Source organism: Bradyrhizobium manausense (genome assembly GCF_018131105.1).
In the GTDB taxonomy this organism is placed as follows: Bacteria; Pseudomonadota; Alphaproteobacteria; order Rhizobiales; family Xanthobacteraceae; genus Bradyrhizobium; species Bradyrhizobium manausense_B.
Genome location: NZ_JAFCJI010000005.1, coordinates 44,054 through 59,231 on the forward strand (window position 1 = coordinate 44,054; position 15,178 = coordinate 59,231).

Sequence of the window (15,178 nt, forward strand, 5' to 3'; positions counted from 1 at the left end):
CCGGTGAGCGGGCACAGCGTAGGCGGCAGCTATGAAGTGGATGTTGGTGGTCCTGGTCGGCGGGGTCTCGCCCGTGAATACCGACCTGGTGTTCGACAAGTTCAGCGACTGTCTCGCCGCCGAGGAGCAGATGCGACAGCACTATGCTGATGCGTTCGATGCGTGGGACCGCATGGCGGCGGCAAGGATCGACCGGCGCAGGGACTACAAGAAAGCCCGCGATCTCGAGGCCAAGCGGCTGCTCGGCAATGTGGGGACGTGCGTTCCGCATGGTGGCGGCGATCAGCAGCCGGTTTCCGTTCCGCAGCAGCAACCTCCGGCAACATCGTCGCAGCCCGCCCCAACGCCATCGCCGCAGCCGACGCCGCGAATGTAGCGGCAGTGCTGACGCGCCAAGTCGAATGGTAGCACCCGGTGCGTCACCCCGAGGAAGCGCAGAACGTTCTCGCGGTCATCCTGCCGAGCGGTCTTGGCGCACCACTTGATTAGCCAGATTCTGACCGATAGCGGCCGTCGACGCGCGTCGATCATTGCCCGAGTTGTTGAAGCACGGCGGACCACAACGCGAGCGGCTCTCTGAGGGCTCCCGGCTCGGACGGCTTCTGGCGAACGGCCGTGTGCACCATGACGAGCTTCGAGGCTGGATCGACCAGGATGACCTGACCGCGTATGCCGAGCAGAGCAAACCTGCGGTGCTCGCCAGGGAGGAGCCACACCTGATAGCCGTAGCCGAAATAGGGCGTGGCCACCTTCGGAGCGAGATGACCATCGACCGGCCTGACAGTCGTGGCATCCAACAGCCACTGCCGCGGGATCAACTGACGACCTTCCCAGGCGCCGTCGTGTGCGAGCAGCCGGCCGAGGCGCGCATAGTCGCGCAGGGTTGCGTTGAAACAGCAAAACGCAATCTCCTGCCCGCTGCCGTCTATCGCCCACGAGGCATCCGCTTCGGTGCCGATGGCACCCCAGATCCGGTCGTGGAGATAGTCGGCAAGCGGCGTGCCCGTGGCGGAGCGCAGGACCAGGCCGAGGATCTCGGTTTCCACGCTTGCATAGTGCCATCGGGTACCGGGCGGTGCAGTTCGGGTGTTGAATTGCGCGACGACAGCGGCGGGATCCCTGGTGTCTTCGACAAACAGGGCTCGCCCGAGCCGGGCGATGTCGTCATGCCCGTCATAGACTTCCGAGAATTCGACGCCCGAAGACATGTTCAGCAAGGCCCGGATGGATGTGCTGCCATATTCCGTTCCCGCGAGACCAGAAACGTAGGTTGAGACGGGATCGTCGATCGACTTGATCCGTCCTTCCGAGACCGCGATCCCGACCAGCATGGACACCAGCGTCTTGGCCATCGACTGCGACAGAAAGCGGTCGTGATCGGTCCGCGCATATTGATAGTGCTCGTACAGGATGGTGTCGTCCCTGGCGATCAGGAGACCTGTCACCGGGTTGCGCTTGAGGTAATCCGCGATCGTCAGCCGTTCCGTGCCGAAGCTATAGGCGATGGGAGGCTCTGACGCGCGCTTGAATTGCCAGGGTGCAGTCGCGCGACCGACCGGACGCGAGGGGTAGATCTCGCCGAAATGGCTGTAGACCCCGACGAGCTTGTCGAGCTGGGTGGTCGTCCCCCGCGTGCCGATGGGATAGCCCTCGGCCGCGCCGTAGATATCGGCATCGGGGCCGCTGTTCGAGAAGACCGGCCCCGCCTTGCCGGAAGAGCTTCGGGCGTCCTGTGCGCATGCCAGCGGCGCCCAGACCGCGACGACGAGAATGACAGATCCGAAAATCCCGCGGCAGCCGCGTGGCTTGCAGAGCGCACCCCAATTCATTGGACTTCCCTCCACGTTCTCGTGTGCACGCTGATGAGAGCCGTCTCGCAGACCGGTGACGACCCGCATGTTATCATCACGGGTGGGCGGAGTCAGCAACCGGCCTGTCGGCGAAGATGCGGCCAGCCGACCTGAGGTCTGCTTCGCAAGGATTTGGCGGAGGCAATCGCTCCGGCCCCGAACCGGTGTCTACTCGATCACTCTGTCCGCCAACAAAAGCACACGTTCCGGGACAGCCAAATGCAGCGCTCTGGCCGTCTGGAGATTGATCACGAACTCGAATTTCGTCGGCTGCTCGACCGGCAGGTCCGCCGGATTTGCGCCTTTCAGGATGCGATCCACGTAGTCAGCCGCGAGTACGAACAACGCCTCGATCTTCGGCCCGTAAGCCATCAATCCCCCGCGGTCCGGATAACTGGTGATCTGATAGACCGTGGGCATCATGTATTTGAGCGCGATCGACGGCAATGCCGGCCGGATCGGGTCTGCAAGCACGTAGACGACTTCGCAATCCGCCGCTTGCATGGCGGCGAATGTCTTGTCGAGGTCCTCCGGATTGGCCGCGACAAATCTTTGGGCTGAAACGCCGATAGAACCCGCTGCCTTGGCCGCAGCCTCAAAGGTCGCCATGTGCGTCGGATTGTTCGAGGCAAGCACGCCGATTTTCCGCACCTTGGGAAAGAGAAGGCGAATGACGTCCAGCATCTTCGCCGTGAGATCACCGAACATGTTCGCGATGCCCGTGATGTTGCCACCCGGCTTGGCGAAACTTTTGACGAAACCGGAGCCGATCGGATCGGTGGATGGCGCCATGACGATCGGAATCGTCGAGGTCGCTCGTTGTGCCGCCGCGATTGCAGGCGTCGCTTCAGCAATGATGACATCAGGTTTGAGGGCGACGAGTTCCGCCACCAGATTCGGCAGCAGCGAATAGCGGCCATTCGCTTCGCGGAATTCTATGATCAGGTCCTTTCCCTCCTGATATCCCCTGGCCTTGAAAGCGTCCCTGAACCATCCGAGAACGTGATCGCCTTTCCCGGAGGTGACCAGTCCGACGCGCCATGGCTTCGATGTTCCGGCATTTGCCGCGGCGGCAATGGCTGCCGAACAGGACATCGTCACAAAGGTGCGACGTGTTAGAAACCGAGGCACGACTCCCTCCTGCAAGCTGCCCTTCCACGTTAGCATGGTTCAATGCCGCACGGGACGATGCATCACCCTATCGCGAAATCCGCCGCCGCCTCCGCGTGAATGGCCGTCGTGTCGAACGTCTCGACCGATGTATCGGCAGCACCGACCAGCATCGTGATCTCGGTGCAGCCGAGAATGATGCAGTCCGCGCCGCGCCCGACCAGCGCGGCCATCACCTCCCGGTAGCGGCGGCGCGAAGCATCGGCGACCACGCCAAGGCACAGCTCGTCATAGATGATGCGGTTCAAGTCGGCCCGCTCGTCGGCGGAGGGAATGAGGACGTCGAGATCGTGCGCGCGCAGCCGGTCGATGTAGAAATCCTCCTCCATCGTGAACTTCGTACCCAGGAGCCCGACCCGCCGATGCCCCCTGGCCCGGATGCGCTGCGCCGTTGCGTCGCCGAGGTGGATGAAGGGAATCGTCAGCTTCGCGGTGATCTCGGGCGCCAGCTTGTGCATCGTGTTCGTGCACAGCACGATCGCAGCCGCGCCGGCGCGTTCGAGCCGCTGCGCCACGTCCGCCAGGCTCGCCGCCGCCTCCGCCCAGCGACCGGCATATTGCATCTCCTTGATGTCCTGAAAGTCATAGGAGTACATCAGCAGCGGCGCCGAGTGCAGCTTGCCCTTGCGGTCGCGGACGCGCTCGTTGATGAGCTTGTAGTAGAGCGCGGTGCTCTCCCAGCTCATGCCCCCGATCAGGCCAATGGTTCGCATTCCCGTGCCTTTCGAAATCCGGCTCGCTCCGATCGTAGACGAACGCGCCGACGCGCGCCATCGCGACACGGAGCGCGTGGCTTCGCCTCGGTGGATTAAAGCCGATTGGAAGGTCCCTGCCCACCGGGCTTCCGGTTGTAACTCCTCGAACGCGGAATCGGGCAGGGACTATCTCCTCCACACGAAAGCTGGAATCTCTCAGTTCACGAGCGGCAACAATTCGCTGGCGAGATAGCGATGCCCGGCGGCGGTGAGGTGGATGCCGTCACCCTGCGTCAGGCCGCGCTTTCTGGCTGCTTGATAATATGGTCCGGCATTGATGACGCGGATGTGCCGCGCTTTCAACCTGGAGGCAATCTCGCCGTAACCCGCCTTTGCCTGCTGCATCGTTCCGCCCTTGCGGATATCGTTGCCGCCGATCAGCAAGATGACCGTCCGGGTACCCTCAGGCACCGCGCTGTCGAGCCTGCCGAGGACGCCCGATGTCGTGTCTCCAAAGACACCTTGAGCGTTGACGGAATAATTCCTTCCCTTGGCACGAAGCATCGCTTCCAGCACGGCAGGGAACGCTTCACCGGCCGAAACGCCATATCCTTCGACGTTGCTGGCGCCCAGCGCAACGATTTGCGCGTGAGAGGCCGTCGCAGACATGGCCCCAACGAGCAATAAAGCTAGAGAACAAATGACAGCTTTCATCCCGCATCTCGAATAGCGTTTCACGATCTTCCTCCGTCTCGAGTCCTACGCCGAGGCTCCGAATGACCTGGCCGCCATTCTGTAAGAGACTGATTGCAACGATGCATGGCCCAAATGGGCTATCGAGATGAAGCGGTCGCGGCGAGCGGTGCGACTTAGGTCCAATGCCCTGGACGTAACACCAGCCGCGCGAGGAGTGCTGACAGCTCGCTTTGCCGCGATATCCCCGCCTTCGCAAACACGCTTTTCAAGTGGTTGCGCACGGTTTCTCCAGAGATCCCCAGGCGTTCGGCGGCTACCTTCGGTGCGAGGCCGGAGCCTACAAGCGCCGCGATGCGAGCCTCTCCGAGCGTAACACCAAGCAGGTCGCGCACCATGCCCGGATCCGGAGGCTCGTCGACCCCCTGCTCGATCACGAGAACGATGGCACGCGCGCGTGTCAGGAACTGTTCGGAAAGATCGCTTCGCGCAGAGATCGGCAGGAGATAAACCGCCAAACGGCGGTCCGATCGAATGGAATGCACCAGGAACGGCCGCGGGTCCTTGGACAGGTCGGACCGGTTTCCCTTCAACATGATTGCGATAGCTGCATCGATGGATTCGCGCGCGGGTCCAAACCCCATCCGAAGCCGGTCCTCGATCAGGTGCAGTTCGTCTCCGAGGAGCCGCTGGCCGGCCGGATTGGAAAATGCGACGCGGCCGAGCGAATCCAGCGCGAAGACGCCGATCCGGATCCGCGAAAGCGCATCGCCGAGCCCCAGGTTGACGAGCTCGGTATCCAGCAGCCGGATCGAGAGCCGCAGCGCGTTCTCGATGTGCCGGCCGAGTTTTCCGAGCAGGCCCAGTTCATCGTCCGAGAAGGGTGGCTTGCGGCGCGAATCCCGCTGGATGCTCAGGATGACGCCGACATGCGGGTTGGACGAAACGGCAATCGCGGCGACCCAGCCGAGGCCGTGGCTGGCGAGGAAGTCGGTATAGCAGGGGTCGCTGCGGATTTCGTCGTCGCTGCATAAGTGACGATCCGTGAAAGGTGCGCCGCTGAAGAAATAGCCGCGCTCGGTTGCCCGGATGGCCCGGATATCGCGATTGGTCCAGCCGCTTTCGTAATCGCGTTGCGCCTCGACGAGTTTCTCGGAGACAATCGAGCCGAAAGAGCCGTCGTCGCGTTGCCAGAGCAGCACGCTGCCAACATCGTCAAAACAATCGGCTATCGCACCTAATGCGGCTGGCCACTTCCGCGGGTCCGGAGCAGCACCGTAGATGGCTTCAACGGCTGCAACAAACCGTTCGTGCGAGGAGAACTTTTCCACTTGGACCACGGCCGTAAGCGCGATTTCGCGGCACTCACCGCCCCTGCGTTCGTGCCGAAGTTGAAACTAGATCGTGATTCGACCGCCAGCCAGCGGTTCGATGTCACCAATTAGTCTGAGTGAGACAGGGTTCCGAGTGGCGTCGCGTCCCTCGAACAGCGAATGGTGGCGGTCGGCAACGCCGTCTGCGGATGCTGCGACGTCGCGCGGCCAAGCCTCCAGCTAACCCGGCGAGTGCTTTTCCAGCGCCAGCGCAATCCTCTCCAGGGCGGCGTTCCTGTGCTGCATGTCGACGGTCTGCTCTTCGCAGATCTCGATCATTGTTCGCCCGGACCATCGGCGTCCATGCAGGCCCGTTCGGCTACAAAGCCAGCCAATCACCGCCAGCAACACAATGGTGGCGAGCCATAACAGCGCTCGCCGCAAGCCGACGTCCGAGATGGCGCTCCGGAGATCTCCGCTGGACAGATATGCGAAGGCGCGACCGTCGTGGGCGTCGCTATCATTCGGATCGAGCGCGATCATCTGATCGTAGTCGGCGATGGCGCGGTCAGGATCGCCTTTGGCTTGATATGCGTGGCCGCGGTAATAATAGGCGTCCCTGTATTGCGGATAGAGCGCTATCGCCTGACCACAGTCGGCGATGACGCGATCGACATCGCCTCTGGCGAAGTAGGCATTGCCTCGGCCGGTGAGAGCGACATAGTTGTCCGCATTGAGCTGGAGGCTGTCGGTATAGTCGGCGATGGCACGGTCGTTGTCGCCCTTGGCCTGATAGGCGTAGCCGCGCTCGCCATACCCGACCCGCTTTCCATAATCCGACAGGCCGCCTTCGAACGCCCGGTCCACGTCCGCTATCGCCCGGTCGTAGTCGTGCCGTTGATTGTAGATATGCGAGCGGTTGAGCAGTGAGCTGACAGCTTCCGGTTCAAGCCGGATCGCGTCGGTATAGTCCTTGAGGGCGCGATCGGCGCAATCGGCAAGGTTGGTCCACGACCAGGCGTAGCCGCGGTGGTGATACAGGTTGGACAGCTCGCCGCCATCGTAGTCTCCGCTGTCGATCGCGCGGGTGCAGGCGGCGATGGTCGCGTCGGCAGTCTCCTTCGACCCCTTCAAGCACGCCTGTCGATCATCGGCTGCCGCTGGCCGGCTGACGGCGATGGCTACGACGAACACCAAGGCAACCAGCCAGACATGCAGGGAAATCCCGGAGCGCATCCTCTTCTCCCCGCGATACACCGATGTCCGAGCTAACCGGCAGACGGCTTTTCAAGAGCCGCTGCGATCCGCTCCAACAATGCATTGGTGCGCCTGACTTCCACGACCTGCTGCTCGAACAGATCGACCCAGCTGGCTCCGGATGCTGCGCGCCCATTCCTGCGCGAAAACCACAGCCAGGCACCGACCAGCGCCACGAACGGCAGCCAGGACACGACCAGACTCACCAGCCAGTACGGCGCGCCGCCACGTGCCGTGAGCGAAAACCAGCCGAGGAGAACTCCGACGAGAGCGATCCACACGACGACGGGTAGAAACCAAGAGCGAGACTTGGTCATTCCAGGCACGACAGTTCCCCTAGGTTGATATTCGGAAAAACACGCTATCACTGGTTGATCCGGCTTCCCATGCCCACGCCTGCGCAGCCGTCGAAACGTGGTTAGCCGTTTCTTTGCGGGATCCTCAGCCGCAACGACCGGATCAGCTTCCGCCCCCCAAAGGGACTTCGCCGACAACGCCTGTCGATGCCATCGGCCGGCCTAAATATTCCTTCCAGGACCGCCGGCTCCCTCTTTCGCCTGTTCGGTTTTGGCGATTACATCTTCGCACTCGTATTGAACCCATTTTTTTGCGCTGGAGGGATTTCATGACTTCGTCAAATGTCACTCGCCGCAGATTGATCGGCGGTCTCGCGGCCGGAGTAAGCGCGGCCTCGGTGGTTTCATCAGGCATCCGCAGTGTCCATGCCCAAACCGCACCAAAGACTTTTGTTCTTGTGGGTGGCGCTTTCTACGGAGCGTGGTGCTGGCATCGCGTCACCGAAAGGCTCGAGAAGCAGGGCCATAAAGTCTATGCGTTCACGCTCTCCGGGTTGGCTGAGCGCTCGCATCTGCTCAGCAAGGACGTCAATCTCGATACGCACATCACGGACATCGCAAATCTCGTCGAATGGGAAGACCTGACGAACATTTGCCTCGTCGCCCATTCCTATGCCGGATGCCCTGCGTCCGGTGCTCTCGAGCGCATCGGAAGCCGCGTATCATCCATCGTCTGGGTAGATGCTCTCAAGCCAGCCGACGGGCAGGCGTTCCGGGACCTGGTCCCCTTCCCGATCGAGGAGGGCGCGATCAGCCGCCCGGCACCCAAAGCGCTGCCGCCGACGGCCTTCAGCGATCCCAAAGACGTTGCCTGGGTTCTGTCAAAAGTCACGCCACAACCGATCGGCACATGGCTTCAGCCGGTGAAACTGTCCGGCGCTCGCGAGAAGGTCGTGAAGAAGACCTACATCCGGTTGCCCAAATTCCAGCTGACCGCCCTGGACAAGGCGGCAGCAGAGTGCAAGTCCGACAATTCCTGGACGGTCCTCGAAAACACCACGTCCGGCCACTCGGTCATGATCAGCGAGCCGGATTGGTTGACCGACGTGCTGGTGAAGGCCGCATAAGGGCGATGACGCCGGATCTGGCCGAGCGATCCGTCTCGCTCGGCCTGCACGTGATTGCGTCCGCCCGAGCGGCCGCCTCTCACGATGCCTTCTGTTTCGCTTCGACGTATCGCGCAAAGCTGTCGAGGATCGCCTGCCAGCCGCCTTGCTGCTGCTCGACCGAATGGGTCGCTTCGGCATCGAAGGCGACGCGGACGGTGACGCCCTTTGCTCCCGGCACGAACTCGACTTCGGCCTTGCGATCACCGAACGCATATTCGATCCGCTTGCGCTCGACGATTTTCGTATAGGTGCCGGCGAAGTCGAAACCCATGCTGCCGTCCTTGGCCTCCATGCGCGACGAGAACACGCCGCCCTCGCGCAGATCGACCGTCGCCCTGGTCGTGTGCCAGTCGTCCGACGCTGCGTTCCACTTCACGATGTCGGCAGGCGTCGTGTAGGCACGCCAGACCTGGTCGATGGGGGCTGCGACGCTGGTTTCGACGGTGATCCTCATGGGTATTGCTCCGGTTCGATTTGGCGGTTCGAGGTGACGAGATCACTTCACGTATGCGGGGTCCGTGTCCAGTACATCCGCGAGGTGTCTGCCCAAGGACGATCGAACCCTGTCCATGCCGACACGGCCTGAACCGATAAACCTGAAAAATATCGTCAGTACGTTGGTCCGCCATCATGCGCGAACCCGACCAGATGATTTCAAGATTCGCGGATGCACTCGGCCGTCGCCTTGAAATCGCATCCCGGTATGCATATGCACCAAGGGTCGCTTTTCCGGGAGTTTCAGATGGCCGCTGCAACATGCCTCAAATGCGAAGGGCACGCTTTCGAACGCGGTCGCGTCTTGCCGCTCGGCGAACAGCAAGCCGTATCCGTTCTACAATGCGCCGACTGCGGAACGGTGGCTGGGATCCTGGATTCGCAACCGTCGATCGAGAGCCTGCAACAGCAGGTCGCCAGCATCGACGCCGGCATCATGCGCATCGTCAAGGCGATGCAGGACTTGACCTGAGGGAGGCACGGTCCCACCTCTTCAGATCGCCCCGGTTTTCCCGCGAATGGCCGCCGACCGCTTGAACAGTTGCTGGGCATCGGCGGTGCGGCCTTGATCCTTGTAGAACGCAGCTAGATTGTTCAGGATATCGGCGAGATCCGGATGGTCGGGACCGAGCGTCTTCTCGAAGGTCGCCACCGACAGCTTGTATAGCCGCTCTGCATCGGCGTTACGCCCCTGGCGCGCATAGAGCGTCGCCAGATTGTTCTGCGCCTGCGCGATGTCGGGATGGTCGGGTCCATAGGCTTTCTCGGTCACCGCGATCGCGCGCTTGAGCAGCCGCTCGGCATCGGCATAGCGATGCCGGTGGATGTAGGCATCGGCGAGATTGCTCATCAACACCGTGGCCTCGGGATCGTCGGGGCCGTTCGCCTTCTGGAGAATGGCGAGCCCGCGCTTGAACAGCGGCTCGGACTGGTCGTAGCGCCCTTGACTACTGTAGACGGCGGCAAGATTGCTCATCGCCATGACGATGGAGGGATCGTTGGGACCGAGTGCTTTCTGACGAATCGCGATCGACCGTTTGAGCAGCGGCTCGGCTTGCGCGTAATGCTCTTCCGCCCGATAGAGTTCGCCAAGATTGTTCAATACGGTTGCAACTTCCGTGGAATTCGAACCGAGCGTCTTCTCCCTGATCGCCAGTGAGCGCTTGTAGAGCAATTCGGCAACCGGGTATTGGCCCAGATTGTAGTGGATCGTGCCGAGATCGTTCAGCGGCATCGCGACCATGGCGTCATCGGTGCCGAACTCCTTCTCGCGAAGGGCCAGGGCCTTCTGGGCGAGCGGCAGCGCTTCGGTGTATTTGCCGGCCTGATAGAGCTCCTTCATCTGCCGGGTGAGCGTGCCCGCCTCATCCTCTTCCGCATGGGACGGCGCGCCCATCGACAGGCTCAGCGCGAGCGCGGCAACCGCAATACGGATCGATGCTTTCAGGGCCTTCATCGCGCGTTCCTTCGTCGCGGCTGCCAAGGGACTTACGCAGTTTTGGTGCGACTGGAGGCCGGACAGGTTCAATGCGCGGCGGCGGCACCCGTTAACGGGTTGCCGCCACGATCGCGCGCAGCAGTTTCGCGTTGCTGAAGCCGATATCCTCGCGCGTCATCCCCATGCGCAGGATCACCAGCTTGCGCGAGGGGATGATGGCGATCACCTGGCGGAGATGCCCTTCCATCATGAAGGTGTCGGCGGGGAGATCATAGCCCAGGCCCTTGGCCAGCCAGATCTGTCCGCGGCCGTAGGCCGGGCCGTGGCCCTCGTCGGACACGGGAGACGGTGACCGCATATAGTCGACGAAGCCCGCGGGAAGAAGCTGCTGGCCGTTCCATTGCCCGCCCAAGCGCAAAAATTCGCCGAACCGCGCCCAATCGCGCGCGGTGGCAAAGAGAAAACCTTCGCCGCGAAACGTGCCGACCTCGTCGGCCTCGAGCACGGCGCTGGTCATGCCCAACGGATTGAACAACCGCTCGCGCGGATAGGAGGGAGCGCCCTCGCCGACCGCGTCCTGCCAGAGGCGCGTCAGCAGGACCGACTGGGCGCCGGAATAGTTGAATCGCGTTCCCGGTGGCGTGTCGAGCGGAAGGCCCCGCGCGAAAGCTGCGGTATCCCGCACCAGAAATTCCATGCGCCCGGGATCGGTGATGCGGCCCCCGGCTTCGCTCCATTTCAGCCCGGCGGTCATGGCCATCAGATCGGCGATCGAGATTTCCGCGCGGGCGTCGCCGGCCCATTGCGGAAATAGATGCTTCTGCTCGAGCGACAGTTTTCCATCCTTGATGGCCATGCCGACCAGAGCCGCGGTGACGCTCTTGGTCATCGACCAGCCGTGCAGCGGGGTTGTCGCGCCAAATCCCTCGCCATAGGTTTCGGCGATGATGCGCCCGTCATGGACGACGACGATGGCGCGCATGCCCGGGCCTTGCAGGGCCGGATTGTTCACCGCCGCTTGCAAGCGTGTGTTCTCGGACACCTCCACCTTCTCGCCGGCGGGCCAGAGCGCATCCGCGCTCGCCCTGGGCGGAAGCGGCTGTGCCGCAGGGCGCTTCCAGGACTGGTCGTCCATGACGTTGGTGCAACCCCGGCCCTCGACATATTGGGCGTGACGTCTGGCGATGAACCCGAGAAGGGCGGCATCGACGCGGTGTTCAGCGGGGCTGACGTCGACCTTCACCAGATGAAAGATCTGATAGCCGAGGGCCAGCAGGTCGGCCCTTACAATCGCGTCCACCTCGCGCCCGGCCATGAAGACATTCGAGCAGACGGTCTTCGCCGTACCAGCAGTAACGAGTTGCAAGACGTCTTGGCGGGCGATGACGATCCAGGCGCCTAACCCCACGATCGTCAGCGCGAAAAGGCCGACGACGACACCGAAAATCCTAAGCGCTCGACGCATGATCATTAACCCGTGCCGGCGGGCTTTCTACTACAACGCGAAGATGGCTCCAAGGCCCCGCCCCATGGCGGTTGGGTAAAGTCGGCGATAAGGTACTGACAGCGGGACACCGGGCACACACATGGCATTCTGGATCGCAGGCGCAGTCGGATTGGTGATCGCCTATCTCCTCGGCTCGATACCCACGGGCTATCTGGCAGGACAACTGCTCAGGGGAATCGACATTCGCGAGCACGGCTCCATATCCACCGGGGCAACGAATGTGTTGCGAACCCTCGGCAAATGGCCGGCCCTGGCGGTGCTCGTCATCGATGTCCTGAAGGGCGTCGCCGCCATCTTCGTCGCGCGCTGGTTCTGCCCCTGGCTCATCACCAAATTGTCCGCGGTGCCGCCGACAGCGTCCCAACTGCAAGCCTGGGTGCCGTGGGCGGTGTGCCTCGCCGGCATTGCCGCGCTGCTGGGCCATGGCCGCTCGATCTGGCTGAATTTCACGGGCGGCAAATCAGCGGCGACCGGGCTCGGTGTGGCGCTGGCGATGTCGTGGCCGGTGGGACTGGGCGCGGCAGTCGTCTTTGGCGCCGTGCTGGCGATGTCCAGGATCGTTTCGCTCAGTTCGATGCTCGCAGCGGTGACGGCGATCATTCTCGTCGGCGGCCTCGAGCACCCGCTGCCCTATCGGCTGCTGGTGATCGCAGGCGGCCTCTACGTCATCGTCCGCCATCGCGCCAACATCCAGCGGCTGCTGGCGGGCACCGAGCCGAGGCTCGGTCAAAGCAGCCCGGACGTGAAGGCGGAAGTGCAGGCCTGACGCGAGATCAATTGACCGCCTGAAGCGCAGCCGTGAAGGTGGCGAGGTCAGCGCGGGCCATCTCGTCGGGCGCCCATTTCGGGAGGTCGGCGAGCTCTGCGATCACACGGGCCCTGTCCTGCGGCAACAGGAAGCCTGCCCAGACGTCGCGGGTGTCACGGAGCGCAGCCGCCACGAGGCGGGCGTTGGCGGGCTTGCTGGCACCCTGGATCGCTGCGCAGACCGTGGTCAGGATGTAGACGGCGCTGTTCTTGCGAAAGCCCACAAATCCCTCCTCGCGGATGCGGGTGCGCTGCTCCGCCGGGAGCTGTGCCCAGAACAATTGGCCCGCAACCGCCTCGCGGGCCATGCCGCGGATCATGAAGCTCATCGCCACTGCATACTGATCCCCGTACTCGGTCATGTTGCGCCCAAGAGCGGCGAGATCGGGCTGCGGTCCGGGCTTCATGCCGTACAAGATGAACAGCTTGTGGGTCTGGTTTGCGGTGTCGGTCCAGTCCATCAGCCAGCCCATGTCGCTCGCCTGCGCGGGCGGCAGCGCCGCGAGGGCGTCGAGATCAAAGACATGACCAAGCAAGGCTGCGATATCGGGCCGGGTCAGATCAGGCCGCTCACCCTTCTTCGCGACCCCTTCGACATAGGCCTTGAAGGCCTTCGCGGCGTCACGCGCGGCGGCGAGATCCTGCACGCCGTCCTGTGCAAACGCCGGCGAGACGAATGCGAGAAGGACCAGGAGAATTCTGACGATGGCCATGGGAGTTGGTCGGGCTCCGCACCATGAAGGTTCAGGCGGGAGCCTGGAGCGCGGTCAGCCCCGGCGGCGGCTTCCGCATATTCGAGGCCTGCTCATAGGCATAGGCCAGGCGCAACAGCTTGTGCTCGCTCCAGGCGCGGCCTGCAAACGTGACGCCGACCGGACAATCGGGCGCCTCCTTGCCGTCGGCGCCCGAGACGAGGCCAGCCGGCACCATGACGCTGGGATAGCCGGCCTTGGCCGCAATCGCTGCGCCCGTCGCGGCGGGGAACAGGACGGCATCCAGCTTGTGCAGGTTCATGTAGGCGCCCATGCCGTGCGTCCTGGCCGCAAGCAGGTCCATGGCGCGCGCGGATTTGTACTCGCGCTCGCTCAAGTCGCCTTTGGTGAGGTCGGCGGCGAGAAACAGGTCCTGGCCGAAGCGCAAGGTTTCCTTCGCATTCGCCGCGTTGAAGGCGATGATGTCGGCCATGGTCTTGATATCGGTATTGGTCGCCCAATCCTTCAGATAGCGATTGAGACCGTGTTTCAGCTCGTAGAGGAAAACGATCGGCGCACCGGTTGGATTGCCCTTGTTGGCACTCAGCGGATTGCGGTTGAGCACGGCCATGTTGGTGCCGGGACCGGCAAGCCAGCCACGCGTCGGCATGCTGGCGCGCACGATGACGGCGCCGAGATCCTCCAGCAGCTCGATGACGTCGGCCATCAGCTTGGCGCCGTCGGCAGGCAGCTTGCCGTAATAGCAGTCGTTCAGCGGATCTGAGGGATCGCTGGGCACGCCGATCCGCGCACCTCTCAGCGCGTCGCGCGCGAGATCGGCGGTGTAGTCGGCCGGCCGCTTCTGCCGCTCGGTTGCGGGATCGCGCGGATCCCTGGTCGCGAGCACGTTGAGCAGCAGCGCGGCGTCGCGCACCGTGCGCGTCATCGGACCCGCCGTGTCCTGGCTATGCGCGATCGGAATGATGCCGGCACGGCTGATCAATCCGACCGTCGGCTTCACGGTGACGATGCCATTGCGGCTGGCGGGATGCAGCAGCGAGCCCGACGTCTCGGTCCCGATCGAGGCCGCACACAGGCCGGCCGCCACGGCCACCGCCGAACCCGAGCTCGATCCGCCGGGAGTGACGACCGGAATGTCGTGCTCACCCATCAGCGCCGGCGCATAAGGATTTTTCACCTGGCCGCCGAGCGAGGAATAGCCCGCGGGCATCTCGACTGCGAGGATGTTGGCGAACTCAGTCAAATTCGTCTTGCCGAGGATCACCGCACCGGCCTTGCGCAGCAGCTTGACGACGGTGGCGTCGCGCCTGGCACGCGCGCCCTCCAGCGCCAGCGAGCCCGCCGTCGTCGGCTGCTGGTCCGATGTCGCGATGTTGTCCTTCACCAGGATCGGCACCCCGGCCAGCGGCCGCTTGGCTGACGGCCTCGTGCCATCAAGCTCGGCGGCGATCGCGAGCGCGTCGGAATTGAGCGCGCGAACGGAATTCAGCATCGGCCCGGCGCGGTCGTAGGCCGCGACCCGTGCAAGATAGGCTTTTGTCAGCATTGTTGCGGTGACCCGCCCGTCGGCCAGGGCGTCGACGATGTCGCTCATCGGCCCATCCTCGCGCGGCAGCTCCGGCGCCGCGTCGCGACGGGTCGGCTTCTTCATGACGTGCCCCCTGAACGGATATATGCTACAAAACGTAGCATTTATCGGGATTGCGCGACAAGCAGGAGCGCGTGATGGACTGCACGATCCGGCCTGCGCATTCCGATGACGCCGCCGACATCAG

The 15,178-nt window shown here is 63.2% G+C and carries 16 protein-coding genes; 4 read left to right on the forward strand and 12 right to left on the reverse strand.

Annotation, left to right across the window (positions count from 1 at the left end):
* The first annotated feature begins 31 nt into the window (after positions 1–31).
* Positions 32–376: a hypothetical protein gene (locus JQ631_RS29290; protein WP_212332858.1), complete on the forward strand. Its 345-nt coding sequence runs from the start codon at positions 32–34 to the stop codon at positions 374–376.
* A 151-nt stretch (positions 377–527) separates the two neighbouring features.
* Here JQ631_RS29290 and JQ631_RS29295 read toward each other — a convergent pair whose 3' ends face one another.
* The 7 genes from JQ631_RS29295 to JQ631_RS32415 form a co-directional block, all read right to left on the reverse strand.
* Positions 528–1,829 carry a serine hydrolase domain-containing protein gene (locus JQ631_RS29295; RefSeq protein ID WP_249161230.1) on the reverse strand — a complete coding sequence of 434 codons (1,302 nt, stop codon included), beginning with the start codon at positions 1,827–1,829 and terminating at the stop codon, positions 528–530.
* 189 nt (positions 1,830–2,018) lie between these two features.
* A complete protein-coding gene (locus JQ631_RS29300; RefSeq protein ID WP_212332861.1) occupies positions 2,019–2,996 on the reverse strand; it encodes an ABC transporter substrate-binding protein in 978 nt (325 codons plus the stop codon).
* Between the two features lie 47 nt (positions 2,997–3,043).
* Positions 3,044–3,733: an aspartate/glutamate racemase family protein gene (locus JQ631_RS29305; RefSeq protein ID WP_212332862.1), complete on the reverse strand. Its 690-nt coding sequence runs from the start codon at positions 3,731–3,733 to the stop codon at positions 3,044–3,046.
* 198 nt (positions 3,734–3,931) lie between these two features.
* Entirely contained in the window at positions 3,932–4,429 is a 498-nt protein-coding gene (locus tag JQ631_RS29310; RefSeq protein ID WP_212332863.1) for a GDSL-type esterase/lipase family protein, read from the reverse strand.
* 155 nt (positions 4,430–4,584) lie between these two features.
* On the reverse strand, positions 4,585–5,739 hold the full coding sequence (locus tag JQ631_RS29315) for a helix-turn-helix transcriptional regulator (protein ID WP_212332868.1): 1,155 nt from the start codon (positions 5,737–5,739) through the stop codon (positions 4,585–4,587).
* A 222-nt stretch (positions 5,740–5,961) separates the two neighbouring features.
* A complete protein-coding gene (locus JQ631_RS29320) occupies positions 5,962–6,957 on the reverse strand; it encodes a tetratricopeptide repeat protein (protein WP_212332869.1) in 996 nt (331 codons plus the stop codon).
* A gap of 32 nt (positions 6,958–6,989) precedes the next feature.
* Positions 6,990–7,295, reverse strand: coding sequence for a hypothetical protein (locus JQ631_RS32415; RefSeq protein WP_249161232.1), 306 nt, complete (start codon positions 7,293–7,295; stop codon positions 6,990–6,992).
* 338 nt (positions 7,296–7,633) lie between these two features.
* On the opposite strand from JQ631_RS32415, the gene JQ631_RS29330 reads away from it, so the two are divergent.
* The gene (locus JQ631_RS29330) at positions 7,634–8,401 is read left to right on the forward strand and encodes an alpha/beta fold hydrolase (RefSeq protein ID WP_249161234.1); all 768 of its coding nucleotides are present in this window, start codon (positions 7,634–7,636) and stop codon (positions 8,399–8,401) included.
* A gap of 79 nt (positions 8,402–8,480) precedes the next feature.
* On the opposite strand, the gene JQ631_RS29335 is transcribed toward JQ631_RS29330, so the two are convergent.
* Entirely contained in the window at positions 8,481–8,897 is a 417-nt protein-coding gene (locus JQ631_RS29335; protein WP_212332870.1) for an SRPBCC family protein, read from the reverse strand.
* Between the two features lie 213 nt (positions 8,898–9,110).
* On the opposite strand from JQ631_RS29335, the gene JQ631_RS29340 reads away from it, so the two are divergent.
* On the forward strand, positions 9,111–9,410 hold the full coding sequence (locus tag JQ631_RS29340; RefSeq protein WP_212332871.1) for a hypothetical protein: 300 nt from the start codon (positions 9,111–9,113) through the stop codon (positions 9,408–9,410).
* A gap of 21 nt (positions 9,411–9,431) precedes the next feature.
* On the opposite strand, the gene JQ631_RS29345 is transcribed toward JQ631_RS29340, so the two are convergent.
* Positions 9,432–10,394: a tetratricopeptide repeat-containing protein gene (locus JQ631_RS29345; RefSeq protein WP_212332872.1), complete on the reverse strand. Its 963-nt coding sequence runs from the start codon at positions 10,392–10,394 to the stop codon at positions 9,432–9,434.
* Positions 10,395–10,485: 91 nt separating this feature from the next.
* Positions 10,486–11,841, reverse strand: a complete 1,356-nt coding sequence (locus JQ631_RS29350) for a serine hydrolase domain-containing protein (RefSeq protein ID WP_212332873.1) — start codon at positions 11,839–11,841, stop codon at positions 10,486–10,488.
* Positions 11,842–11,962: 121 nt separating this feature from the next.
* Here JQ631_RS29350 and plsY point away from each other — a divergent pair, with 121 nt between their 5' ends.
* Positions 11,963–12,649: a glycerol-3-phosphate 1-O-acyltransferase PlsY gene (gene plsY, locus JQ631_RS29355; protein WP_212332874.1), complete on the forward strand. Its 687-nt coding sequence runs from the start codon at positions 11,963–11,965 to the stop codon at positions 12,647–12,649.
* A gap of 7 nt (positions 12,650–12,656) precedes the next feature.
* Here plsY and JQ631_RS29360 read toward each other — a convergent pair whose 3' ends face one another.
* Entirely contained in the window at positions 12,657–13,403 is a 747-nt protein-coding gene (locus JQ631_RS29360) for a hypothetical protein (RefSeq protein WP_212332876.1), read from the reverse strand.
* 31 nt (positions 13,404–13,434) lie between these two features.
* Positions 13,435–15,054 carry an amidase family protein gene (locus JQ631_RS29365; RefSeq protein WP_212332877.1) on the reverse strand — a complete coding sequence of 540 codons (1,620 nt, stop codon included), beginning with the start codon at positions 15,052–15,054 and terminating at the stop codon, positions 13,435–13,437.
* Positions 15,055–15,178: the final 124 nt, after the last annotated feature.